This is a genomic window from Pseudomonas sp. NY5710 (assembly GCF_013305665.1).
GTDB classification, from domain to species: Bacteria; Pseudomonadota; Gammaproteobacteria; order Pseudomonadales; family Pseudomonadaceae; genus Aquipseudomonas; species Aquipseudomonas juntendi.
The window spans coordinates 701,508-726,528 of the sequence record NZ_CP045554.1 but is presented as its reverse complement, the minus strand read 5'-3'; the positions used below and the strand labels follow the sequence as shown (position 1 = coordinate 726,528).

Genomic DNA, 25,021 nt, shown 5'->3' with positions numbered 1-25,021 from the left:
GCCCGATCCAGAAGACCACGCCCCCTGGAGGAGCGGCCTTGCGTCGCGATCGGCCCGCAAAGCGGCCCTAGCGCTCGCTCAGGTCTCCGGATGGAACTGGTAATCCCCCAGGTTCCGGCAGCGCTCGCCGTTGATCCGGCGCAGCTGCGCCTGCAGGTGCAAGCACCAGATCTGCGGGTCTTCTGCCACCTGGTACCCGTGCAGGGTCAGGCTGTCGACGATGGCATGCAGCACCGACTCGGCCACCACTGGGCCATGGAACGGCCCCTGGGCCTTGATTGCAGAGGGTTGCTCACCGGCCATGCCGGCGGCGAACAGCAAGGTCCACATGCCGGTGTCACCGGCCAATGGGCGAATGCTGCATTCGATGCGGGTCACCAGGCCCAGGCACTGGCGTGTGAGGCTGAGGTTGCGCATGGCCGCGTCCCCTCCAATGAGCCTTGTTCAGCCTGAAACCCTCAGGCTGTTTCCATCCTGAACGCTGTTCCTTCCTTAAGTTCCAGCATAGAAGAGCAAAACAGAAAGTTGGAAAACCGGCGCTGAACGGTAGCACATGGCCGCCAGCGCCGGTTTATTGACTCAGGTAGGCTTGGCCTGGGCGATGACTTCCTCAAGGCGCTCCTTTTCCGCCTTTTCGATCTCTTCCTCGCTGATCATCTCGGCAATTTCCCGCAGGCGCTCCACCACCCGGGCGTTGACACTGCCCTCGGTGAACTGGCCCTTGTCATCCAGCACCCCGGCTTCTTCGCCCACCAGCAGGCTGAGCGCCTCGTCGGCCTGGCTGACGGCGTAAACGTGGAACATGCCGTTCTCCACAGCCTGCAACACACGCTCGTCGAGCATCAGGGTAGCCACGTTGGCACGCGGGATGATGACCCCCTGCTCGCCCGTCAGACCACGCGCTTCGCACAGCCGGAAGAAGCCCTCGATCTTCTCGTTCACCCCACCCACGGCCTGCACTTCACCAAACTGGTTGATCGAGCCAGTAATGGCGAAGCACTGCTTGAGCGGTGTACGCGACAAGGCCGAGATCAGCGTGCACGCCTCCCCCAGCGAGGCGCTGTCACCGTCGACATAGCCGTAGGACTGCTCCAGGGCGATACTCGCGGAAATCGCCAATGGGAATTCCTGGGCGTAGCGGCTGCCCAGATAACCGGTAAGGATCATCACCCCCTTGGAGTGGATCGGCTGGCCCAGGTTGACCTCTCGCTCGATGTCGACGATACCGCTGCCGCCTGGGTATACCGTGGCCGAAATACGTGCAGGCATGCCGAACGCCGAATCGCCGACTTCCAGCACCGTCAGCCCGTTGCACTTGCCGATCGCCGCACCTTCAGTGTCGATCAGGATGATGCCGGCAAGCATGTCGTCCAGGACCCGCTGCGATACCCGGCCGGTACGAGTGGCCTTGGCCTTGAGCGCCCGCTCGATATGGCCGGCGTCAGTCATTTCGTCACCGGCCAGCTGGCGGATGAAGTCGGCTTCGCTGACCAGCTGGAACAGGTCGCCGATACGGGCCGACAAGCGCGACTGGTTCTCCGCCAGGCGAGCGCTGAACGTGGCCAGGCGCGCCACCGCATCGCTGGTCAGCGGCGCCATGCCTTCCTCGTTGGTGCGGGTGCGCAACAGCTGGGCGAATTGCTCCAGGTTCTCGTCGACCATGGGCATGTCTTCGTCGAAGTCGACCAGCACGCGGAACATCTCCTGAAAGTCCGAGTCGTGGTCCTGCAGTGCGTAGTACAGCTGCCGCGAGCCGATGATCACCAGCTTGACGTTGAGCGGGATCATCTGCGGCTGCAGGCTGACAGTAGCCACCCGGCCCAGCTCACCGATCGGCGATTCCATCTTCAGCTTGCGCGATTGCAGCGCACGCTTGAGCGCGTCCCACACGAATGGCTCGCCCAGCATTTTCTCGGCCTCGAGGATCAGGAAGCCGCCATTGGCCCGGTGCAGCGCCCCCGGGCGCAACTGGCGATACGAGGTATACAGCGCGCCCTGGTCGGTGCTGTATTCGATGCGGCCAAACAGGTTGTCGTAGGTCGGGTGCGGCTCGAACACCACCGGTGCGCCACCGTCGGCGTAGTGGCCCACCACCAGGCTTGGCGCGTATTGCTCTTCCAGCAGCTTGCGGGCAACGGCGTCGGTCTTGCTGTCATCGACCAGTTGCTCGACCACGGTGCGCAGCAGGTTCAATTGCACCGATTGCAGGTAGGCGCAGACCGCGGCGTTCTCGGCGTACTTTTCCGAAAGCGGCGCCAGCAGCGGTTGCAGGGCCAGGGTGATGGTTTCTTCGTTCAGCTGGCGCAACTGGTTGTTCGACTCGCGCTTCCATTGCGGCAGGCTGGCCAACTCTTCGTTCAGCTGCTCCTCGAGCTGGGCGATGTCGTCGTGGAACTGCTCGCGCACCTCTTCCGGCAACTGGGCGAATTCCGCTTCGTCCAGCGCCTTGCCATCGGCCATGGGGGTAAAGGCGACGTTGCTGGAGTCGCGGTACAAGGCCACGTCCTTCTCCAGCGACGCCCGCTCGATCACATCCAGGGCACGGTCATAGCGCTGGTTGAAGGCGCGGTCGATGGCGCCCTTCTTCTGCTGGTACGACGGGTGCTCGAACACCGCCGGGAAGGTGGCCAGCAGGTTGTCGATCAGGCCGCCCATGTCGGCGATGAACTCGGTGGCGGTGCCGGACGGCAGCTCCAGTGCCCGCGGCTCGCGGGTGTCATCGAAGTGGTTGACGTATACCCAGTCGGCCGGGGTCTGCTGGCGTTTGCCTTCGGCCTTGAGGTAGCGTTTGACGAACGAGAAACGCCCGGTGCCGGGCTCGCCCATCACGTACACGTTGTAACCAGGGCGTGGCATGGCCACGCCGAACTGCAGGGCCTCGACAGCACGCTCCTGGCCCAGGACTCCGCGAAACGGCTCCAGATCGTCGGTATTGGTAAAGGCAAACTGCTCGGGTGAGAAACGCCGGGTCAGGGCTTCAGGCGCAAGACGCAGGCGCGCAGCGACAGGATCGGGCATTGGGTTTCCTTACTTCGGCGGGGCAGATACGCAGCATTCTGGCGCTGCCCGCGCGCGCCTTGCAAGGCTCCCGGGGACTTTATATCGCCGCACCTCACCGCCAGAGCAGGTATTCGAACAGCAAATTTTTCGCAATCAACAACGCAACCTTTAGATCGTGCCTAAACTCCAAGCTGCGCGGGTGGGTGAAATGCTTTCCCGACCTGGCAACCGAGTTGCCAGAAACCCTGACCCTTGGTTATGACAAAGAGAAAAAAGCTATGAAACGGATTCTTCTGGGTACTCTGTTCACCGTGGTCTCGCTCAACGCCATGGCAGAAGCGCCAGGCGGCCCGAACTGCGGCTGGGGCAACATGCTGTTCGAGGGCCAGCGCGGCACGCCGGCTCACTTCCTGGCTTCCACCACCAACGGCACCTCTGGTAACGCCACCTTCGGTATGACCTCCGGCACCAACGGCTGCTCGACCAAGGCTTCGCTGACCTACGGCGGCAAGTCCTGGTTCGCCATGAACGGCATGATGAACGAGCTTTCCGAAGACATGGCCATGGGCCAAGGTGAAGCACTGACCACCTATGCCGTGGTACTCGGCGTGGCCCCGGAAGACCGTGGCTACTTCAACTCGGTCACCCACCAGCACTTCAACCAGATCTTCAGCAGCGCCGACGTCACTGCTGAAACTGTTCACAGCAACACCCTCGCTGTACTGAAGGGCGACCCACGCCTGGCCAAATACGCTACCGAGGCCTAAGCTGCAGCTCCCGCCCCTTCGGGGGCGGGTTTCGCCTTTTCCGGCATCGTTCAGAAGTAGTTGCCCGATATGCTCAAACGCTTCGCTGCCCTCGCGCTGTGTGTCTGCGCCCCTGTTCACGCCGCCCCTGTGTTGGATCAAGGCCGCCTCCAGCAACTGGCCAATACCCCCTACTGGATTGCCTTGGGCCATTACGAAACCGCCAAGCTCGGTGGCTGGCGCAGCTATGTGGACGATGACGCGTTCTTCCTGGCCAAAGACGGTGCGCACCACCCCGACCAGGAGCTGCAAGCCACGGTGCAAGCCCTGTACGCCCCGGCCAGCCTCGGCGACAAACATGCCCAGTGCGTATTCCCCGCACGCACTCGCTGGCTGCGTGAGCAGCTGAATTTGCAAGGTTTGCCACAACCGGACTGCCAGGCGTTCAACACCTGGTACAAGTCGGTCGACCCGCATAGTGCCGCGCTGATCTTTCCGGCGGCCTACCTGAACAGCCCCTCGTCGATGTTCGGCCATACCCTGCTGCGCATCGACCAGTCCAATACCCGCAGCGACGACACCACGCTGCTGAGCTACGCAATTAACTTCGGCGCCTACATCGAGGGCAGCGACAACAGCATCCTGTATGCCTGGAAAGGCCTGATGGGCGGCTACCCGGGGCTGTTCGCGCTGATGCCCTACCAAGAGAAGCTCTCCGAATACCGCAGCCTGGAAAACCGCGACCTGTGGGAATACCAGCTGGACCTGACCCCACAGGAAACCGGGCGCATGGTCGAGCATGTATGGGAACTGAAGCAGATCCAGTTCGATTACTTCTTCTTCGACGAAAACTGCTCGTACCGCCTGCTGGAACTGCTGCAGGTGGCCCGCCCAAGCCTGGACCTGACATCGCAGTTTCCGCTGACCGCCATCCCCACCGACACGGTCAAGGCCGTGAAGCAGTCCGGCCTGGTCGCCAGCGAAACCTACCGCCCTTCGCGCGAACGTGAACTGCTGGCCCGCGCCGAGCCGCTGGACCATAACGAAAAGCAACAGGTGCTGGCGGTCAGCGCCGACACCGCGCAACTGCAGAGCCCTGCGTTCAAGGCGCTGCCCCGCGAGCGCCAGGCGCTGGTGCAGGACGCCGCCTATCGCCTCGAGCGCTACCGTGCCAACGGTCAGGAGCGTGACCCGGGCCAAGCCAAGCGCAGCTTCGAACTGCTGCGGGCGATCAACGGCAACCCGCCCCCACCGCTGCAGGTAGAGCGCCCCGGCCTGCCCGAAGACGGCCATGACTCACGTACCTGGCAACTGGGCGTGGGCACCCGTGAAGACCGTGCCTACGCCGAGTATGGCCTGCGCATGGCCTACCACGACCTGAACGACAACGCCTATGGCTTTCCGCTGGGCGCCCAGATCGAAATCCTGCAATTGAAAGTGCGCCAGTACGAAGGCAACGACTGGCAGGTACAACGCCTGGACTTGGCCACCATCCGCTCGCTGACCCCACGCAATGCGTTGCTCAAGCCTTGGTCATGGCAGGTGGCTGGCGGGCTGGAACGGGTACCCGGCAAGCATGATGACGAGGTGCTGGTAAGCCATGTGAATGGCGGCGCCGGCGGTACCTGGCAACTGGCCGATGGCTTGCTCGGTTTTGCCTTGGGCACGGTGCGGGTCGAACACCACAACGACTTCGCCGAATTCATTGCCCCGGCCGCGGGGTTCAATGGCGGGCTGCTGTGGCGCAACGGACTGGGCAACATGACCCTGGAGGCCAAAGGTGATTACTTCACCAATGGCGAAGTACGGCGCAGCCTGAGCCTGAACCAGCAATGGGAAATCAGCCAGAACCTGGGGGTGAGGTTGAGTGCCTCGCGTGAGTTCAGCCACCTGGCCACTGCGCAGAATGAGGTGATGCTGGAGCTGAAGTGGTATCACTACTGAAGATTGCGGGTTGCCTGCACAGACAACAGTGTGGCCCGACCAACTCTTTGACACTGTTTTGACACTAACCCGACAAATTGCCACCTAGACTTGCCCCTATCGACGGGAGGGTCAGGTGGTTATGTCGCGGTACTGGTTCGGCGTGTGCATTGCGTTGTTGCTGTCAGGTTGTGAAACCACCCACGAGCAAATGCTCGCCAACGGCTATCCCCCTGCCTATGCCGATGGCTTTCAGGACGGCTGCAGCAGCGGCCATCAGGCCGCCGGCACCATGGCCGGCGACTTTCGCAAGGACGTACCCCGCTACCTGCACGAGCGCCAGTACGAAACCGGCTGGGACGATGGCTTTCGCCAGTGCCAGGCCATGCAGAACAGCGAAGAACAGCGCCAGTACCATGAACGCTTCTGGGACCAACGCGACCGCGAGTGGCAGCAGGAAAAGGATCGGGGCGCCGCCAAGGCCTATCGCCACAATTGAGGTCGTTAACAGACATTTCTTTAAATCTGCGGCCTGCCATGATGGTCTCCTGCACAAGGAGGCCTTGCATGAGCCGAGCATTCGTCAATGAGGACCAGGCCGCCGCCCAGGCCGATCAACCGGTAGAGCGGCGCGTCAGTGAGCAACCCAACTATGTGACCGCCAGCGGCCTGCGCCAGTTGCAGGAACGCGTGGCCGAGTTGAATGCCTTGCGCAGCGATCTACAGGCGCAGGGCGAGCGTGTGGACAAGCAGCGGCTGGCCGATACCGAGCGCGACCTGCGTTACTTCAGCGCGCGGGTACAGAGCGCCCAGGTGGTACCGCCCGCGACGTCGCACAGCAAAGTGCAGATTGGCAGCCGGGTACGGTTTGTCGACGCGCAAGACCAGGCGCATGAGGTACGGCTGGTGGGCGAGGATGAGGCGGATGCCGGTCGCGGGTTGATCAACTGGGGGTCGCCGTTGGGGCGGGCCTTGCTGGGGGCGGGGCCGGGGGATGAGGTGGTGTGGCAGCGGCCGGTTGGGGAATTGGTGATTGAAGTGACTGACGTGATCGCTGAAGGGTGAGGTGCCTTGCAGCCCGTCGCGACACAAGGCCGCGATCATTGTTGCGGATATATCCGCGAAAGGGCCGGGCCTGCTGGCCAGTTTCTGCCAGGCAATGTGCGTTGCCGGCACCACCGTATTCGCGGGTGAATCCGCTCGTTCAATGATGCCGCCCCGCCTCCGCAGGACTACCGGCCACCCCTGGCCGTCGTAGAAGCGGGTTCACCCGCGAAAGGGCCCGGCCTGCTGGCCAGTTTCTGCCAGGCATTGTGCGCTGCCGGCACCACCGTATTCGCGGGTGAACTCGCTCCTACATCGATCGATGATGCCGGCCCGGCCCCGCAGTACCACCGGTCACCCCCGCCCGTCGTAGGAGCGGGTTTACCCGCGAAAGGGCCGGGCCTGCTGGCCAGTTTCTGCCAGGCATTGTGCGCTGCCGGTACCACCGTATTCGCGGGTGAACCCGCTCCTACATCGATCGATGATGCCGGCCCGGCCCCGCAGTACCACCGGCCACCCCCGCCCGTCGTAGGAGCGGGTTTACCCGCGAAAGGTCCGGGCCTGCTGGCCAGTTTCTGCCAGGCATTGTACGTTGCCGGTACCACCGTATTCGCGGGTGAACCCGCTCGATGAATTGTGCCGCCCCGGCTCCGCAAGACCACCGGCCACCCCCGCCCGTCGTAGGAGCGGGTTTACCCGCGAAAGGGCCGGCCCTGCTGGCCAGTGTCTGCCAGGCATTGTGCGTTGCCGGCACCACCGTATTCGCGGGTGAACCCGCTCCTACATCGATTGATGATGCCGCCCCCCGCTCGCTGTACAAGCGGCCTTGTGTCGCAACGGGCCGCAAGGCGGCCCCCTGCGATCCCGGATCAAATGACGCCCTGAGCCAACATCGCATCCGCCACTTTGACAAAGCCGGCGATGTTCGCACCTTTCACGTAATTGACCCGGCCATCCGCCTCTTCACCGTAATGCACGCAAGCATGATGGATCGATTGCATGATGTTGTGCAGCTTGCTGTCCACTTCGCCGGCAGTCCACAGCAGGCGCATGGCATTCTGCGACATTTCCAGGCCAGACACGGCCACACCGCCGGCGTTGGATGCTTTGCCCGGGGCATAGAGAATGCCGGCTTCCAGGAAGATATCCACCGCTTCCAGGGTGGTCGGCATGTTGGCGCCTTCGGCCACGCAGATACAGCCGTTGGCCAGCAAGGTACGGGCGTCTTCGGCGCCCAGTTCATTCTGCGTGGCGCACGGCAAGGCGATGTCGCATGCCAGGCTCCAAGGGGTATGGCCCTTGCGGAACTCCAGGCCGAACTGCTCGGCCAGCTCGCTGATACGGCCCCGCTTGACGTTTTTCAGCGCCATCAGTGCTTCCCACTGGGCATCGGTCAGGCCGGCTTCGGCATACAGCGTGCCTTCGGAGTCCGACATGGAGATCACTTTGCCGCCCAGGTCCATGACCTTGCGCGCTGCATACTGGGCAACGTTGCCCGAGCCCGACACCGCCACGCGACGACCGTCGATGCGCTTGTTCTGGCGCTTGAGCATTTCCTCGGCGAAATACACACAACCATAACCGGTGGCTTCAGGGCGAATCAGGCTGCCACCGTAGGTCATGCCCTTGCCGGTCAGTACCGAGGTGAACTGGTTGGCAAGCCGCTTGTACTGGCCAAACATGAAGCCGATTTCGCGGGCACCCACGCCGATGTCACCGGCCGGCACATCGCAGTCGGCGCCGATGTGGCGGTACAGCTCGCTCATGAACGCCTGGCAGAAGCGCATCACTTCGGCGTCGCTCTTGCCTTTGGGGTCGAAGTCCGACCCGCCCTTGCCACCGCCCATGGGCAGCGAAGTCAGGGAGTTCTTGAAGACCTGCTCGAAGGCCAGGAATTTCAGCACGCTGAGGTTGACCGAGGGGTGGAAGCGCAAGCCGCCCTTGTACGGGCCGATGGCGCTGCTCATCTGGATACGGTAGCCGCGGTTGACCTGCACTTTGCCCTGGTCATCGACCCACGACACGCGGAACAGCACCGCACGCTCCGGCTCGACCATACGCTCCAGAATGCCGGACTGCAGGTAATGAGGGTTGGCCTCAAGGAAAGGCCATAGCGTGCGCAGCACTTCTTCCACTGCCTGATGGAACTCGGGCTGGCCTGGGTCGCGCTGTTGCAGGCGCGCGAGGAAACTGTCGACAGATTCGATCATGGCAGACATCTCACCGAAGGTTTTGGACTTATTGGTTTTTCGGGAATGTACCAAGAAGCAATCGCACCAGAACAGGGCGAAATGTCGTTTTTTTGAAATTATTTGGTGCGTTTTATATAAGTGTATACAAAACCACCCGCGATACCGGCTTTTCTAGCGGGGAGGCCAGCAACCGCCAGGCACAAAAATGGGGCCACCAAGGGCCCCATTCTTGTGCATCAGGACACTGGCTTACTGGGCCAGTTTCTTGTGCCGTACCCGGTGCGGCTGGGCAGCAGCGTCACCCAGGCGCTTTTTGCGGTCGGCTTCGTACTCGGTGTAGTTACCCTCGAAGAACACCACGTTCGAGTCGTCTTCGTACGCCAGGATGTGGGTCGCCACACGGTCCAGGAACCAACGGTCGTGGGAAATCACGATCGCGGCGCCCGGGAAGTCGAGCAGGGCTTCTTCCAGCGAACGCAGGGTTTCCACGTCCAGGTCGTTGGACGGTTCGTCGAGCAGCAGGACGTTACCGCCCTCCTTCAGCGTCAACGCCAGGTGCAGGCGACCCCGCTCACCACCGGACAGGTCCTTGACGAACTTCTGCTGGTCGCCGCCTTTGAAGTTGAAACGGCCAACGTAAGTGCGCGACGGGATCTCGTAGTTGCCGATCTTGATCATGTCGGAACCGTCGGACACCTGCTGGAACACGGTCTTGCTGCCGTCCAGGTCTTCGCGGCTTTGGTCGACGCAAGCCAGTTGCACGGTTTCGCCGATTTCGATGCTGCCCGAATCCGGTTGTTCCTTGCCCATCAGCATGCGGAACAGGGTGGACTTACCAGCACCGTTACCACCGATCACGCCGACGATCGCGCCTTTTGGCATGGCGAACGACAGGTTGTCGATCAGTACGCGGTCGCCATAGCCCTTGGTGACGTTCTTGAACTCGATGACCTTGTCACCCAGGCGTGGACCGGCCGGGATGTAGATCTCATTGGTTTCGCTACGCTTCTGGAATTCCTGCGACTGCATTTCTTCGAAGCGCTGCAGGCGGGCCTTGGACTTGGACTGGCGGGCCTTGGCGCCTTTGCGCACCCATTCCAGTTCCTCTTTCATGGCCTTTTCATGGGCGCTTTGCTGCTTGGACTCCTGCGCCAGGCGCTCGGACTTGGCTTCCAGCCAGCCCGAGTAGTTGCCTTCGTACGGGATGCCGGCGCCACGGTCCAGTTCCAGGATCCACCCGGCGACGTTGTCGAGGAAGTAACGGTCGTGGGTAATCGCCACCACCGTGCCCGGGAAGTCGTGCAGGAAGCGCTCCAGCCAGGCCACCGAGTCGGCGTCCAGGTGGTTGGTTGGTTCGTCGAGCAGCAGCATGTCTGGGGCCGACAGCAGCAGGCGGCACAGGGCCACGCGGCGCTTCTCACCACCGGAAAGGTGCTCGATACGGGCGTCCCAGGCCGGCAGGCGCAGGGCGTCGGCAGCGACGTCCAGCTGGCGCTCCAGGTTGTGGCCATCGGCGGCCTGCAGGATGGCTTCCAGCTTGGCCTGTTCGGCGGCCAGCTTGTCGAAGTCGGCATCCGGTTCGGCGTAGGCAGCGTACACCTCGTCCAGGCGGGCCTGGGCGTCCTTGATCACGCTGACCGCTTCTTCGACCACTTCGCGGACCGTCTTGGTCGGGTCCAGTTGCGGTTCCTGGGGCAGGTAGCCGACGTTGATGTCGGGCATCGGACGGGCTTCGCCGTCGAATTCCTTGTCGACGCCCGCCATGATCCGCAGCAGCGTCGACTTACCGGCGCCGTTCAGGCCGAGCACGCCAATCTTGGCGCCAGGGAAGAATGACAGGGAAATGTTCTTGAGAATTTCCCGCTTCGGCGGCACGACCTTGCTCAGCCGATGCATGGTGTAGACGTATTGAGCCAAAACCAAGCCCTCTAATCAGGTAAGTAAAGACATCGACGATCGCCCCGGCGCGCTGACCAGGGAGATGTGTGTTTGGGTGTAATTGAACAAAGGCGACCATTCTACGCCATCGCACGGCGTTTCATAGGCGGGGCGATGGCGGGCAGGGATCGGTGCGATCTATGGGGGGAATGTGTTGCCTTCAGCCGCGAAAGAGCCGACACAACAGCCGAGAGGGCTCAGACGTGACGCTGCCGGGCCTTGCCACGCGGCAACCGGCAACGGTCACCCTGCTCGGCCAGGCGCGCGGCCCAGGCAGACTTCACGCTGAAGCCACTACTGCGGGCAGGCTGCTGCTCGGCAACATTCGCGGGTTGGGCGGCCGCAGGGGCAGTGCTGACCACCTTGGCCGCAGGCTTGTGGGCCGCAGCCACTGCCACTGCCGGCGCTGCTGCCGCCTTGGCGGTCTTGCGCAGTTCAGCCAGCGACGGGGCCTTGGGCTTGGCCGAACTGGCCGCTTCGGGTTTGCTCAGCGAACGCTGGCAAGACTTGCAGGATACGTCCTCGGTCACGGCAGTGCTGACAAGGGTCTGACTGCTGCGCCCACAGGCGGAATCGAGGCCATTGGAGGAAAAGTGAGTAACCAAAACCGAACATCTCCGATGCGTTGTCATGTAAAGCGGGCGGCATTCTCGCACAGGTTGCAGGGGCTTGCAGAACCGGCAGGCAGTCGCCACCGGCCCAGATGGCTGGCACTTTGCCATAATCGTAGGCATGCTAGCCGGTTTCGGGTGTCCGGCCTTATAGTGCGCCACCACCGGTGTGACTGCCGGACATCGGTACATGCCGTGCACGTTTCGTCCCTGCCATCGCCAGCCCAATCGCAGGATCAGCGCTTGATCAATCCTACTCCTCCGTCGTCACTGCGTTCCGCGCCTGAAGCGCCCGCCTCTAACCTGCGCGGGTCGATCAAGGGGACGTTGGCGCTGCTGGCCCTGATCCTGCTGGGCCTGCTGCTGTGGCAACTGTTCGCCCAGTTCAACCATACCCAGGCCGACCTGCGTGCGCAAAGCCTGGATGCCAGCGTGGAAATGGCCGACCACCTGAACCTGAACATGGCGTTCAAGGCCCAGCAGGCGGTGAACGTGGTACAGCCCTACATCAACCCGCCGACGCCCGCAGCCATGCCCAGCCTGGTCGATACCCTGCGCCAGCGCCTGCCCGACCTGCAAAGCCTGGCCTGGCTGGACAGCTCCGGGCAGCTGCGCGCCGACAGCCTGGCCGGCAGCCCGGACCGGCAGTGGCTGAACCAGTTGCTGGCGCTGAACCAGGGGCGTGCGTACTTCTTCACCAATTCGCCCGACAACCACACGCTGTACATGCTGCTGCGCCAGGCCACCGAGCAGGACCGCGGCTACTGGCTGCTGCGCCTGTCGCCAGACTACTACCGCGAGCTCACCCTGCACCTGGACAGCGGCACCCACCCGTTATGGCTGCTGGAAAACAGCCGTACCGGCGAAGTGCTGCAGCGCCATGCCCCCACCGCTACCAGCGATGAACCGCTGCAAAGCGTGATGCTGGCCTTCATCGACAACAGCACCTGGCAACTACGCGGCTTGTTCGACGTCAAGCTGATGCAACAGAAGCTGCTGCCGGCGCTGATCGGCAAATGCCTGCTGGTGCTGTTTTGCGCCCTGCTGCCGGTGCTGGCCCTGATCAACATGCGCCGGCGCCAGCGTGCGCTGCAGGAAGACCGCCGGCGCTACCAGGAAATTTTCGAAGGCACCGGCGTGGCCCTGTGCGTGCTCGACTTGTCGAGCCTGCCGGGCCAGCTGGACCGCTACCACCTACGCAACCGCGCCGCACTCAAGCACAGCCTGGCCCTGGACCCAGGCCTGCGCCGCTCCCTGCTGCTGGAACTGAAGATCACCGAAGTCAACCAGGTGGCCCGCCAGTTGCTGAACATCGACTGCCATGAAGGCGCCTGGCAGCGGTTGATCGACGGCACCGGCGATGGCCGCGATAGCATCGGCATGCAACTGATCGACGCACTGATCGAACAGCGCCAGGTGCTGGAGCTGGAAGTACGCCTGCCGTCACCGCTGGGTGGCGAGTTGCACCTGTGGTTGATGGCGCGCCTGCCGCAGCAGCGGCGCGACTACCAAGCGGTGATCCTGAGCATCAGCGACATCACCAGCCGCAAGCAGGTCGAACTGTCGCTGCTGGAGCGCGAAAGCTTCTGGTCCGACGTGGTGCGCACCGTACCCGACCAGCTGTACGTGCAGGATGTGCTCAGCCAGCGGATGATCTTCAGCAACCGCCACCTCGGCCAGACCCTGGGCTACGACCGTACCGAGCTGGCACACATGGGCGAGCGCTTCTGGGAGCTGCTGCTGCACCCTGAAGACGCCGCGCACTACCAGGCCTTGCGCCAGCAACAGCGGGACAATGGCCACGACCAGCAGTTGCACTGTCAGTTGCGCTTCCGCCACCGGGACGGCGGTTGGCGCTGCTACGACATCCGTGAGCAGGTACTGACCCGCGACCCTGAAGGCCTGGTGACGCGCATCATCGGCGTTGGCAAGGATGTCACTGTACAGATCGAGGCCAGCCAGTCGCTGCGTGACAGTGAGCAGCGCTACCGCATGCTGGCCGAAAGCATCAGCGACGTGATCTTCTCCACCGACAGCCTGCTCCAGCTCAACTACGTCAGCCCGTCGGTACAGAGCGTGCTGGGCTACCAGGCCGAGTGGATCTTCACCAACGGCTGGCAGTCGATCATCGCCAACCCGGCCCAGCTAACCGGCATCTACAGCCTGATGGAGCGGGTCAGCAAGGCCATGGGCGACGCCGAGCAGTTGGCCCACCTGCGCAGCCAGCTACCGAGCCAGCTGTTCCTGTTCGACTGCCTGCGCGCCGATGGCCGCAAGATCCCGATCGAACTGCGTCTGGTGCTGGTGTGGGACGATGACCAGCGCTTCGAAGGTGTGCTAGGGGTCGGCCGCGACATCAGCCAGCAACGCCGCGCAGAAAAAGACCTGCGCATGGCCGCGACGGTATTCGAGCACTCGACCTCGGCGATTCTCATCACCGACCCCGCCGGCTATATCGTCCAGGCCAACGAAGCGTTCAGCCGGGTCAGCGGCTACGCCGTCAGCGACGTGCTCGACCAGCTGCCCAGCATGCTCACGGTCGACGAACAGCAGGAAAGCCACCTGCGCTACGTGGTCAAGCAGCTGCACCAGCGCGGCAGCTGGGAGGGCGAGGTGTGGCTCAAGCGCCGTGACGGCGACCACTACCCGGCCTGGGTCGGCATCACCGCGGTGCTGGACGATGAAGGCGACCTGGCCAGCTACGTGTGCTTCTTTACCGACATCAGCGAGCGCAAGGCCAGCGAGCAACGCATTCACCGCCTGGCCTACTACGACGCCCTCACCCACCTGCCCAACCGCACGCTGTTCCAGGACCGCCTGTACAACGCCCTGCAGCAGGCCGAGCGGCAAAAGGCCTGGGTGGTGCTGATGTTCCTCGACCTCGACCGCTTCAAGCCGATCAACGACTCGCTTGGCCATGCCGCCGGCGACCGCATGCTCAAGGACATGGCCTTGCGCCTGCTGGCCTGCGTGGACGACGACGACACCGTGGCACGGATGGGCGGCGACGAATTCACCTTGCTGCTGCAACCGCGCGCGACCCGGGAAATGGCCTTGAACCGCGCCATCCATGTGGCCGAAAACATCCTTGCCAGCCTGGTGCGGCCGTTCGTGCTGGAAAACCGCGAGTTCTTCGTCACCGCCAGTATCGGCATCGCCCTCAGCCCGCAGGATGGCAGCGAGCTGAGCCAGCTGATGAAAAACGCCGACACCGCCATGTACCACGCCAAGGAACGCGGCAAGAACAACTTCCAGTTCTACCAGGCCGAGATGAACGCCAGCGCCCTGGAGCGCCTGGAGCTGGAAAGCGACCTGCGCCACGCCATGGAGCAGAACGAGTTCATCCTGTACTACCAGCCGCAGTTCAGTGGCGATGGCAAACGCCTGACCGGTGCCGAGGCGCTGCTGCGCTGGCGGCACCCGACCCGCGGCCTGGTGCCGCCCGGCGACTTCATCCCGGTGATCGAGGAACTGGGCCTGGTGGTGGATGTGGGCGACTGGGTGCTGCGCGAGGCCAGCCGCCAGCTCAAGGCCTGGCACAAGGCCAAGGTGCGGGTGCCGAAAGTCTCGGTGAACATCTCGGCGCGGCAGTTCTCCGATGGCCAGCTGGGCACCCGGATTGCCACCATCCTCGAGGAATGCGGGCTACCGCCGGCGTGCCTGGAGCTGGAACTGACCGAGAGTATCCTGATGCGTGAGGTGAACGAGGCGCTGCAGATACTGGCCAGCCTGAAGAACCTTGGCCTGAGCATTGCGGTGGACGACTTCGGCACCGGCTACTCGTCGCTGAACTACCTCAAGCAGTTCCCCATTGATGTGCTCAAGATCGACCGCACCTTCGTCGACGGCCTGCCCGAAGGCGAGCAGGACGCGCAGATTGCCCGGGCGATCATCGCCATGGCCCACAGCCTCAACCTGGCGGTCATTGCCGAGGGTGTGGAAACCCACGAGCAACTGGAGTTCCTGCGCGAGCACGGGTGCGACGAGGTGCAGGGCTACCTGTTCGGGCGCCCGATGCCGGCGCATCAGTTCGAGGCACAGTTCGCCAACGAGACGTTGTTCATGTTCCATTGACGCTGCCTGCACTGGCCTCATCGCAACTATTGATTTAGGAGGACCTTGTGGGAGCGGGCGGGCCCGCGAACACCGGCGTAGCCGGTGCCAGCCACCGAGCCGGATTCTTCGTGGGCGGGCCCGCTCCCACACCGACCGCATTAACTTCCGGCCATGTGCAAACCTGTGGGAGCCGGCTTGCCGGCGATGGGGCGCAAAGCCCCCCAGAAACCGGACTTCAAAGTCAACTCCAATCCCCGCCCAGCCCAGACACGGCGCGGGATGCAACATGAGGCCCATTGGTCCGCGACTTGACGCCACTTCATATGCCAGCCGCGAATCAATCGGTTAGAATGCCCCCCCAAACTACCCCGATCCTTGAGGACCGCCATGTTCAGCCGTGATTTGACCATTGCCAAGTACGACGCCGAGCTCTTCGAAGCCATGCAGCAAGAAGCCCTGCGCCAGGAAGAGCATATCGAGCTGATCGCCTCGGAAAACTACACCAGCCCGGCTGTCATGGAAGCCCAGGGCTCGGTGCTGACCAACAAGTACGCCGAAGGCTACCCGGGCAAGCGCTACTACGGTGGTTGCGAGTACGTCGATGTCGTCGAGCAACTGGCCATCGACCGTGCCAAAGAGCTGTTCGGTGCCGATTACGCCAACGTCCAGCCACACGCTGGCTCCCAGGCCAACGCTGCTGTCTACCTGGCCCTGCTGTCGGCCGGTGACACCATCCTGGGCATGAGCCTGGCCCACGGTGGTCACCTGACCCACGGTGCTTCGGTAAGCTCCTCGGGCAAACTGTACAACGCCATCCAGTACGGCATCGACGGCAACGGCCTGATCGACTACGACGAAGTCGAGCGCCTGGCTGTCGAGCACAAGCCGAAGATGATCGTTGCCGGCTTCTCCGCCTACTCGCAAGTGCTGGACTTCGCCCGCTTCCGTGCCATCGCCGACAAAGTGGGCGCCTACCTGTTCGTCGACATGGCCCACGTTGCCGGCCTGGTTGCTGCGGGCGTGTACCCTAACCCGGTGCCGTTCGCCGACGTGGTCACCACCACCACGCACAAGACCCTGCGCGGCCCACGCGGCGGCCTGATCCTGGCGCGCAAGAACGAAGAAATCGAGAAGAAGCTGAACTCCGCCGTATTCCCTGGCGCCCAGGGCGGCCCGCTGGAGCACGTCATCGCCGCCAAGGCCATCTGCTTCAAGGAAGCCCTGCAGCCTGAGTTCAAGGCTTATCAGCAGCAGGTCGTGAAGAACGCCCAGGCCATGGCCGAAGTGTTCATCGAGCGTGGTTTCGACGTGGTGTCCGGCGGTACCCAGAACCACCTGTTCCTGCTGTCGCTGATCAAGCAGGAAATCTCCGGTAAAGATGCTGACGCTGCCCTGGGCAAAGCCTACATCACCGTCAACAAGAACTCGGTACCCAACGACCCACGTTCGCCGTTCGTCACCTCGGGCCTGCGTTTCGGCACCCCAGCCGTCACCACCCGTGGCTTCAAGGAAGCCGAGTGCAAGGAACTGGCTGGCTGGATCTGCGACATCCTGGCTGACCTGAACAACGAAGCGGTGATCGATGCCGTGCGTGAAAAGGTCAAGGCCATCTGCAAGAAGCTGCCTGTTTACGGCAACTGATCGCTGATCGCCAGAAGAAAAGCCGGCTTGAGGCCTAATGACTGTCAGTTAAGCGTTACTGGGGCTGCTTTGCAGCCCCAAATTACTTAACTGACCGGCATTAGGCTCAATGCCGGTTTTTGTTATGCCCGCCCACTTCTCACAGGGTTTGCCGCCCAGCGCGGTGAATTACTGGAATTGCCTGGCTTCGATGCAATAGGTCAGCAGATCCTGATCACTGTCAACGTTGAGCTTGCGCATCGCCGAGATTTTCTGCGCACTGACTGTCTTGTTGCTGCGCGACAATTGCCGGGCAATATCGCCTACGGTCATACCGGTAACAAAGAGCCGAACGACTTCAAGCTCCCTGGGCGACAGTTGATTGAACCGCTCCTCGACCCTGACCGCTTCACGCACCACGGAAGTGGGCGCCGATAGCGGGCTTCGATATCGACGCCGCTTGCGGATTGCACTGAGCGCTTTTTCGATTTCATCATGCAGGTGATTTTTCTGAATGACCCCGGCAACCCCCAACTCTTGGAGGCGGGAGAGGATCAGGTCGTTGGAGATCATGGTCAGAATGAGCACTTGAGTATCCGGGAAGTGGCGCAGAATGTACTCGATGAGTTTGAAGCCATCACCGTAGGTGCAATCGCCCGGCATATTGAAGTCAGTGATCAGGGTGCGAGGATTGTGCAGGCGCAGTTGTTCAATCAATTCGGAAGAGTTGGTGGCTTGGCCGACGACCTTATAGCGCCCGATGCGTTGAATGACTTCACGCACCCCTAGCAGAACAATGGGATGGTCGTCGGCGAGGACAACCTTGTGATGAGGCATGCAGAAATACTCCAATAGGGGACAAGGCTCATCCGGGAATCTCGTCTGACAAACGCTGCGCGACCTTGGCAAGGCGCCCGCACAGGGCAATGACTTGCTCGCTCACGCGTACGTCCAGCGGCAGCTCCTGCAACATGCTCTCCAGGCGTAGGCACTCGCTGCACAAGGCAGTGGCGTTAACGCTGGCCAAAGCACCGCCCAGGCTATGCAACCGCTGTTGCACCAGAACGGCATCGTGCTCGGTCACCCCCCCTTCCAACTGCGCAATATCGCTCGCCAACGTTTGGGCAAGCAGTTTGCGCATGGGCTGGGATAATGACAGCCAGCCCGAGAAATCCTCCTTGCCTGAATCGTTCGCAACGTAGGGTTCGCTCAAGCCATGGCAATGGCTCATCAGCACCTGACGCAAAGCACCGAGGCTCAAAGGCTTGACTACCCAGGCGTTCATCCCCGCCTGCAGGCAGCGCTCGCCTTCTTCGCGCAACGCATTGGCAGTGATGCCAATGATGGGCGCCTGGACGCCTGCCTCTCGCAACTGGCGGGCCAGCTCGTAACCATTCACCTTCGGCATGTTGATGTCGGTGATGACCAGGTCAAACGTCTTAGATTGCCACAGTTGCAAAGCCTGCTGACCGTCAGCTGCTACGGTAGGGGAAACCCCGATGGCTTCAAGCTGCTCACGCAGCACAGCCTGGCTGACCGGGTTGTCCTCAGCCACCAACACACACAACTTCAATGGGGCAGACGCCGCCTGCGAGACCACCCGTGGGACAGCCTTCACGGCCTGGGATAGCGCGATAACGACGGGCAAACGGATGAACAGCGAAAAGCTGCTACCCAAACCAGGCTCACTGACCACTCGCATCGTGCCGCCCATCGACTCACTCAACCGCGAGCATATGGAAAGCCCGAGCCCGGCGCCTCCTTCCTGCCCTGCGGAAACCTGATAGAACGGTTTGAACAGGTGTTCGAGGGCTTTCTCGGGGATTCCCTTTCCGGTGTCTGTGACTTGCCACTGCAGCAGCACATCCTGGGCATTGCGTTCGTGAACGATCAGCCGCAGGCGTACCCGCCCGGAGGGGGTAAACTTGATTGCGTTGCCCAGCAAGTTGTGCAAGATCTGCCTGATCCGCCCGGCGTCGCCCTGGACCTGCGCGGGTACCTGTGCATCGATTTCAGCGTCAAGCTGCAACCCTTTCCCCTGAGCCGTGGCTTTGAAACTGGCCTGCGCGTCGTCTACCAGTTGCCGCGGATCGAAGGCCGCATGCTCGAAGGCCATCTGCCCAGATTCAATTTTGGTCACATCCAACACGTTACTGATCAACTGAAACAGCACGGCAGATGAATTCTCGATGATCTGCAGGTAATGCCTCTGCCGCTCATTGAGCTCGGTCAGCGACAGCAATTCGAGGTTGCCCAGCACGCCGTACAGCGGGGTTCTGATTTCATGGCTCATGGTAGCCAGGAAAACCGTCTTGGCCTCATTGGCAGCCGTTGCACGTTGATGGGCCTGGTTGAGTTGAAGTTGCTCGTCAACGTGGCGAGTGATGTCATTACAACCGCATAGAAACACGTCTTCGCCGTCGTAACGCGTAGCCACAGCCACGACCTGTACATAACGCTCATCCACCAGCAAGCACAGTTCACCGGGGGCCTCATCACCATGGTTGTCCCGCAGCAGTTGCAGTACCGCTGCGGTAACGCCCAACTGCGCTGCACGCTCATTTTCCAACAGCACGCGATGGTCGTGACGACGAACAACGCACAAACCTACCGGCACGTTGTGCAGGATGATGCGGCTGAAGGCTTCGCTTTCGGCAAGCCGGACCTGTGCTCGCTGAGCAGGCCGGACGATGCGCGATTTGTACCAGTGATTGACCCACAGCCCCAACAGGACGGCGGCGATGATCGTCAGGCCAAGACCAAGAAGCGGCCACTTGGCATAGCGCAGGAAATCCCTGTAGCTGATGGCATACAGCCCCGTCCATGAGTCGCCCGACGACGAGATCATCTTGAAACGCAAGCCGTTGCGGTTGAAGCTCAACCCAAGCGGCGCCGGGTCCCCATCACTGCGCTCGCCCATCAACACCTTGCCGTCCGGCGAGATGAGGGTGAACTGGTTGTAGACCGACAACCTGAGCACGCGCTCGAATTCGTCCACCTGCTCGGTGTCCATCACTGCGGCCAAGGCCATCGAGTGTTCACCCGTTGCGCTCGGCTTGAGGGTATGCGCTGGCCCTAGCCCCATGAGCGCGACCATACGCAGGTTGTCGTTGTACAGACGGGCAGGCGCTCGCACCCAATGAACACGCTGATCAAGCGGTAGATCGGGCTGGGCCAGCAACTTCACCAGGCGATCTACCACGGTTACATAGTGGCGAGGCAGCAGCGGCTGATGCTGACGCTGGTCGCCGGCAGCAGGCACGGCGATACTCGCGCCCGTTCCCTGCTCGAGCACGAACAGTTGCGGCGATGCGTAGAAGGAGCGAGCCCAGAACCCGCCGTAGTAGTCGGTCAGACGCAGCCCAAGCCCCAGAGCGCCGCTTACTTCCTCGGGTCTGAAGTCCCCCGTGTAGGCAATTGTGAAGGGTAATGAAAGTTCGAAGCCTTTAGCCTTGGTCAACGTTCTGCCGTCAGTGCTGACCGAATCGAGCAACATGACGCCCTGCCTCACAGGCGGGGGAAGCTCGCCATTGGGTGGCAGGCTATTGGTCAAGTTACGCAGAAACAGCTCATGCTCATGGATAATTTCGATCACCCTGGCAAAGTGCAGTTCGAGTCTTTGCTGTTCCGATTCCAGAAGACGCGATACGGCCCAATAACATGTACTGGACAACAACAGTAAAAGCCCGCTGAGCAGCAGGATGGCTTTGTTCAGACGTTGAGAGCTGCGCGCAAGTTTATCCATGCGCAAGCTTGCATTTTTCATGGTGTTGATCGTCGACATCACTCTATGAAGGTAGGAGTGCTCTCCTGGACACAAAATTCATGCCAAATGCCTTCATTATCTTAAAGCTGAAACGTTTCATCCTGGTTTTTCATGCGTTTACTCCTAGCTCTGCCCGTTCAGCAGCGCAGGCATCCTTGTACCGTCTACCGCTGGGGAAATAATGAACCCCTGCACTTGGTTACACCGTGCCTTGCGGACAACTTCAAGGTCCTCTCGGGTTTCGACGCCCTCTGCTACCGTGACCATTCCCAGTGCTCGCCCGAGTTCAGCCGCACTGGCCAGGGCGATAGCCATGTCAGGACTTTTTGCACACCCATTGACCAAGGAACGATCTATCTTCATTTCGGCAAAAGGCGTAGTTATCAAGTTGGAATAGGAGCTGTACCCCTTGCCAAAATCATCCTGGGCCAGACCGAAACCCATCATGCGCAACCGGCACGTGCCCGCTAGATAGTCACTGGAATGGCGAGTGGTAGACGTCTCTGTCAACTCGAAGGTGATGGTTTTGGGATCAGCGCCTCGCGCTCGCACTGCCCTGTGCAACGTGTCGACCAAGTCGGGCTGGTCAAGCAGATGCGTGGGAAGGTTGATCGAGACCGGTAACCTGTGCCCCTGAGCCGCCCACAGCGCCTGAACGGCAAGCGTTTGCTCAAGCATGCTGTACAGCAGCTGCAGGTCGAGCCCCGCTGACTCCAGCTCGGCCAGAAATGCCCGAGGCATCAGGATACCTTCGACCGGATGCAGCCACCTGGCTAGCGCCTCCGCGCCGACGATGCGGCCGTCGAGCAGAGACTTCTTGGGCTGGAACCAGGCCTGTATTTCGCCTGACTGGAGCGCATGGGTCAGGACTCGCGCCGAATGCACGCCAGGGCAGGCAACAGGTTGCCGGTTGGCTTGGGTGCGCCCGCGGTCCAGGTAATGGCGCAGTGCAAGAACGTGATGAATCTGCAAAGGTTTACTGATCATGCCTGCGACGCGCATACCGAGATTCTCGGCAACCTTGGCGACGCCGGCGAGCATGCGCGGAGAAGCGGCTGTCATCAGCCCCAGGGCCGGTGGCGTAGGTAACAGGCTCATCTTCTGAATGAACTGTACACCGTCCAGCTGGGGCATCATGAGGTCCGTCACGACCAGGTGGTAACCCTGGTTGCGCAAGCTTTCGATCGCCATACTGGCATTCCCTTGCAGCTCGACATCAAACCCGCCGACGGATCGGAACAGCTGTGCCAGGTGCTGGAGTTGAAACGGATGATCCTCGACGATCAAGACGCGGTAGAGCATCAGGGCGAGACCTTTCGGTACGGCAACAGGCACTGATAGAGCGCATGCAACGTGAACGGTTTGACCAGAAATTGATCCATCCCGGCGCCCAGGCAACGCTCTGCCTCATCGAGCATCGCGTTCGCGGTGGCGCCCACGATGGGTATGGCCTGGCCTAGCTGGCGCAGGCGTTGCGCCAGTTGGTACCCGTTGATCCTTGGCATGTTCACGTCGGTCAGCACCAGATCGAAAACGTGCATCTGACAGAGGGCGAGTGCTTCCTCGCCATCACTGGCCAGGGTGACGGTGCAGCCCAGTTTTTCCAGCTGGTCACGCAATATGAGCTGGTTGATGACATTGTCCTCAGCCACCAGTACATGAATGCACAGCTTGGTTTCGATCATGGCCTGGCGGGCAGTTGCATTGTGACGCGCCTCTATACCCTGGGCTTGGCTCACAGCCCGGTTGAGCAACTGAAGATCATTCAACGCCACCTGCCAACATTGAGCCGCAGGACGCGATAGGCCATGACCATCGGCGCATGCGCGTATCACCGGACCTGGCCAATGCTCGATGGCTGCCGAGCTGGCCGGCCCGGGGCATATCTCGACCAGCACGGTGCCTGGCTCATGAGGCACGTCCCGCGCGGTCGTTACTTGCGCTCGCGCCCCCCAGCGACGCAGCCAGCCTGCGGCGTGCTCGGCCAGTTCGGGAACACCGGAATAGACAGCTACTTCCTGATTGAGCAATGGCTGTGCCCAGTACTGGTCTTCATCAAGCGCCAATTGGCCAAGCGGCAGTGTGAACGAGAAGCTGCTGCCCAAGCCCGGCTCACTGAACACCCGTATAGAGCCGCTCATCAATTCGACCAGTCGCTTGCAGATGGAAAGGCCAAGGCCCGTTCCTGCAACAGTGTTCGTACTCGGGCCACTCTGGAAGAACGGCTCGAACAAGTACTGCTGGTCCTGTTCAGGTATGCCCTGCCCGGTATCGACCACTTGCCAGCGCAACATCATGCGCTCACCTTCGACCCCAACCATGTGGAGCCTGACCATGATCCGGCCACTGCTGGTGAACTTCACCGCGTTACTGAGCAGGTTGCCAAGGATCTGACGGGTGCGCATTTTGTCGCCCAGGACCTGTTCAGGAAGCTGCGGGTCCATGCAACTGAGCAACTGCAACCCTTTTGTATGGGCGGCGCCCATATAGCCCTTCATCACTTCCTGTGTCAGTTCGATCGGGGAAAACGCACTTGTTTCCAACGCCAGTTGGCCTGCCTCGATCTTGGACACATCCAGCACGTCGCAGATCAGTTGCAGCAAAGTGGCAGATGAACCTTCGATGGCATTGAGATACCCTCGCTGCTGGCTGTCGAGGTGGGTACGGGAGAGCAATTCAAGCGTGGCCAGCATGCCGTACAGGGGCGTACGGATTTCATGGCTCATCGTCGCCAGGAACAGTGTCTTCGCTTCATTGGCGGCATCGGCCAGGGCCCTGGCCTGCTGCAACGACAGCTCGGCGGTTTTGCGCTCGGTAATGTCGCTGAAGGCGCAGATCAGAACGTCTTCACGCCTGTAGCGAGTGGGGGCATAGCTCAGACACAGATGACGACCGTCGGCCATTTGCAGCTCTTCTGTACAACTGGTCTGCGCAGGCTTGCTGAAGGCACGGGTGATCCAGTCCTGGCAGGCTTTGGTGCGTTCATCGCCCATGACCAGCCATTGCTCGCTCAGCCGATTGGCCAAAACCACTTCGCCGTCACTACGACGCAGCACACACAGCGCTACCGGGGCGGTGCGGATGACAGCACTGCTGAACGCTTCACTTTCGACCAATGCATCGATTCGCGCCGCTGCCGGGCTGATGAGTCGCACGTCGACCCGACGAACCAACCACAGCATTAAAAGCGTAACAGCGACGCTGATCAGCACTGCCAACCCGAACGGCAGAATCAGCACGGGGACCAACGACGCCAAGGGCATGCTGTAGACGATCTGCCAGTCCGAATGATCAAGTTGTTTGCGGATGGTCAGCCGATCCGGAAGCCAATGTCCGCCTTCCCAACCAAAGCCGTCATCGATAGGCGTTGCCGTATAGCGCCGAGCGCTCAGTTGTTGCTCCCGATCGTTGCTGGCGATGATCTGGCTTGCGCTGTCCACGAGCTGGAAGTCGCCGGCCTGCTCATGCGCCAGCGCTGCGAGCAGTTGCGAGCCTTCCACCTCAAGGCCCAGCCACCCTGAAGCCCGGTCGCGCTCATCCATGGCAATGAAAATATAGAGCGGAGGCGATTTTCCATCTCCAGCGTCTGCCAGCAAGATCTGCTCCTGGCCAGGCTCGCCAGTCGAGCCGCGCAGCCGTTGCAACACAGGGTTGGGGACCAGAGGAGGACGCTGAGGCTGACTGAAAAGCCATTGCACCGGCCCATCAAGGGCGTGAGGGACATACAACAGGCTGGTCTGCTTGGTTCGCAGGAAATCCAGCATGCGCGGCGTCAGCCACAAGCTCCATGTACCGCTGGGCTGGCGCAGGAAAACATGGACTTCCTCGCCTGGAATGTACGCCTCGCCACCCGAGGAGCCAGCATGCCTGACCGTCGACAGCCCTAGCGATTTAAGCAAGGTCTGACGGCTGACAAAGAAATCCTGGGCGTTGAAAATGGCCTCGTTCATGTACCTGCGCCGAGACGAGATTTCCTCGTTCAAGGTCATGCGCATGTAACCGTAGGCGCCAATGTAGAACCCCGCGACGAGGGTGATCGCGAACAGGCGCAACAAATTGCGTGCGGCAATAGGCGTCGACAGGTTCCACTGAGCGGCAGGTAACAGGTTGGCTAGCTTCATGCAG

At 61.6% G+C, this 25,021-nt stretch carries 15 protein-coding genes; 6 read left to right on the top strand and 9 right to left on the bottom strand.

Going from position 1 to position 25,021, the window contains the following annotated elements; translation table 11 throughout:
• Positions 1 to 78: 78 nt before the first annotated feature.
• Both GEV39_RS03310 and GEV39_RS03305 read right to left on the bottom strand, forming a co-directional pair.
• On the bottom strand, positions 79 to 417 hold the full coding sequence (locus GEV39_RS03310) for a PA4575 family protein (protein ID WP_173887545.1): 339 nt from the start codon (positions 415 to 417) through the stop codon (positions 79 to 81).
• Between the two features lie 162 nt (positions 418 to 579).
• Positions 580 to 3,018: a Lon protease family protein gene (locus tag GEV39_RS03305; protein ID WP_173887544.1), complete on the bottom strand. Its 2,439-nt coding sequence runs from the start codon at positions 3,016 to 3,018 to the stop codon at positions 580 to 582.
• A 260-nt stretch (positions 3,019 to 3,278) separates the two neighbouring features.
• On the opposite strand from GEV39_RS03305, the gene GEV39_RS03300 reads away from it, so the two are divergent.
• The 4 genes from GEV39_RS03300 to GEV39_RS03285 all read left to right on the top strand — a co-directional run bounded on the left by GEV39_RS03300 (position 3,279) and on the right by GEV39_RS03285 (position 6,734).
• Positions 3,279 to 3,767 carry a DUF3015 domain-containing protein gene (locus GEV39_RS03300; protein WP_009686097.1) on the top strand — a complete coding sequence of 163 codons (489 nt, stop codon included), beginning with the start codon at positions 3,279 to 3,281 and terminating at the stop codon, positions 3,765 to 3,767.
• Between the two features lie 69 nt (positions 3,768 to 3,836).
• Entirely contained in the window at positions 3,837 to 5,690 is a 1,854-nt protein-coding gene (locus tag GEV39_RS03295; RefSeq protein WP_173887543.1) for an Lnb N-terminal periplasmic domain-containing protein, read from the top strand.
• A gap of 121 nt (positions 5,691 to 5,811) precedes the next feature.
• The gene (locus tag GEV39_RS03290) at positions 5,812 to 6,168 is read left to right on the top strand and encodes a hypothetical protein (RefSeq protein WP_173887542.1); all 357 of its coding nucleotides are present in this window, start codon (positions 5,812 to 5,814) and stop codon (positions 6,166 to 6,168) included.
• 68 nt (positions 6,169 to 6,236) lie between these two features.
• Positions 6,237 to 6,734 (top strand): GreA/GreB family elongation factor, encoded by a 498-nt coding sequence (locus GEV39_RS03285; protein ID WP_009686094.1) that lies wholly within the window; start codon positions 6,237 to 6,239, stop codon positions 6,732 to 6,734.
• Between the two features lie 848 nt (positions 6,735 to 7,582).
• On the opposite strand, the gene gdhA is transcribed toward GEV39_RS03285, so the two are convergent.
• From gdhA to GEV39_RS03270, 3 genes are all read right to left on the bottom strand, one after another.
• Complete coding sequence (gene gdhA, locus GEV39_RS03280) at positions 7,583 to 8,923, bottom strand: NADP-specific glutamate dehydrogenase (protein ID WP_173887541.1); 1,341 nt, start codon at positions 8,921 to 8,923, stop codon at positions 7,583 to 7,585.
• A gap of 231 nt (positions 8,924 to 9,154) precedes the next feature.
• The gene (ettA, locus tag GEV39_RS03275; RefSeq protein WP_054913280.1) at positions 9,155 to 10,822 is read right to left on the bottom strand and encodes an energy-dependent translational throttle protein EttA; all 1,668 of its coding nucleotides are present in this window, start codon (positions 10,820 to 10,822) and stop codon (positions 9,155 to 9,157) included.
• A gap of 218 nt (positions 10,823 to 11,040) precedes the next feature.
• Complete coding sequence (locus tag GEV39_RS03270) at positions 11,041 to 11,448, bottom strand: hypothetical protein (protein WP_173887540.1); 408 nt, start codon at positions 11,446 to 11,448, stop codon at positions 11,041 to 11,043.
• A 249-nt stretch (positions 11,449 to 11,697) separates the two neighbouring features.
• On the opposite strand from GEV39_RS03270, the gene GEV39_RS03265 reads away from it, so the two are divergent.
• On the top strand, positions 11,698 to 15,528 hold the full coding sequence (locus tag GEV39_RS03265; protein ID WP_173887539.1) for a sensor domain-containing protein: 3,831 nt from the start codon (positions 11,698 to 11,700) through the stop codon (positions 15,526 to 15,528).
• Positions 15,529 to 15,897: 369 nt separating this feature from the next.
• Positions 15,898 to 17,151: a serine hydroxymethyltransferase gene (glyA, locus tag GEV39_RS03260; RefSeq protein WP_009686086.1), complete on the top strand. Its 1,254-nt coding sequence runs from the start codon at positions 15,898 to 15,900 to the stop codon at positions 17,149 to 17,151.
• A gap of 168 nt (positions 17,152 to 17,319) precedes the next feature.
• Here the strand turns inward: glyA and GEV39_RS03255 are convergent, their stop codons facing one another.
• The 4 genes from GEV39_RS03255 to GEV39_RS03240 form a co-directional block, all read right to left on the bottom strand.
• A complete protein-coding gene (locus GEV39_RS03255) occupies positions 17,320 to 17,967 on the bottom strand; it encodes a response regulator (protein ID WP_029884890.1) in 648 nt (215 codons plus the stop codon).
• Between the two features lie 28 nt (positions 17,968 to 17,995).
• Positions 17,996 to 20,914, bottom strand: coding sequence for an ATP-binding protein (locus GEV39_RS03250; RefSeq protein ID WP_249414322.1), 2,919 nt, complete (start codon positions 20,912 to 20,914; stop codon positions 17,996 to 17,998).
• Positions 20,915 to 21,019: 105 nt separating this feature from the next.
• Positions 21,020 to 22,198, bottom strand: coding sequence for an EAL domain-containing response regulator (locus GEV39_RS03245; protein WP_349306026.1), 1,179 nt, complete (start codon positions 22,196 to 22,198; stop codon positions 21,020 to 21,022).
• A complete protein-coding gene (locus GEV39_RS03240; protein ID WP_173887538.1) occupies positions 22,198 to 25,017 on the bottom strand; it encodes an ATP-binding protein in 2,820 nt (939 codons plus the stop codon). Before GEV39_RS03240 ends, GEV39_RS03245 begins: the two co-directional genes overlap by 1 nt.
• Between the last annotated feature and the right edge of the window lie 4 nt (positions 25,018 to 25,021).

Coding starts and splice junctions, on each gene's coding strand:
- GEV39_RS03250 (WP_249414322.1), bottom strand. CDS start 20,914: ATGTCGACGATCAACACCATGAAAAATGCAAGCTTGCGCATGGATAAA.
- glyA (WP_009686086.1), top strand. CDS start 15,898: ATGTTCAGCCGTGATTTGACCATTGCCAAGTACGACGCCGAGCTCTTC.
- GEV39_RS03290 (WP_173887542.1), top strand. CDS start 5,812: ATGTCGCGGTACTGGTTCGGCGTGTGCATTGCGTTGTTGCTGTCAGGT.
- GEV39_RS03245 (WP_349306026.1), bottom strand. CDS start 22,198: ATGCTCTACCGCGTCTTGATCGTCGAGGATCATCCGTTTCAACTCCAG.
- gdhA (WP_173887541.1), bottom strand. CDS start 8,923: ATGATCGAATCTGTCGACAGTTTCCTCGCGCGCCTGCAACAGCGCGAC.
- GEV39_RS03240 (WP_173887538.1), bottom strand. CDS start 25,017: ATGAAGCTAGCCAACCTGTTACCTGCCGCTCAGTGGAACCTGTCGACG.
- GEV39_RS03285 (WP_009686094.1), top strand. CDS start 6,237: ATGAGCCGAGCATTCGTCAATGAGGACCAGGCCGCCGCCCAGGCCGAT.
- GEV39_RS03310 (WP_173887545.1), bottom strand. CDS start 417: ATGCGCAACCTCAGCCTCACACGCCAGTGCCTGGGCCTGGTGACCCGC.
- GEV39_RS03300 (WP_009686097.1), top strand. CDS start 3,279: ATGAAACGGATTCTTCTGGGTACTCTGTTCACCGTGGTCTCGCTCAAC.
- GEV39_RS03305 (WP_173887544.1), bottom strand. CDS start 3,018: ATGCCCGATCCTGTCGCTGCGCGCCTGCGTCTTGCGCCTGAAGCCCTG.
- GEV39_RS03255 (WP_029884890.1), bottom strand. CDS start 17,967: ATGCCTCATCACAAGGTTGTCCTCGCCGACGACCATCCCATTGTTCTG.
- GEV39_RS03295 (WP_173887543.1), top strand. CDS start 3,837: ATGCTCAAACGCTTCGCTGCCCTCGCGCTGTGTGTCTGCGCCCCTGTT.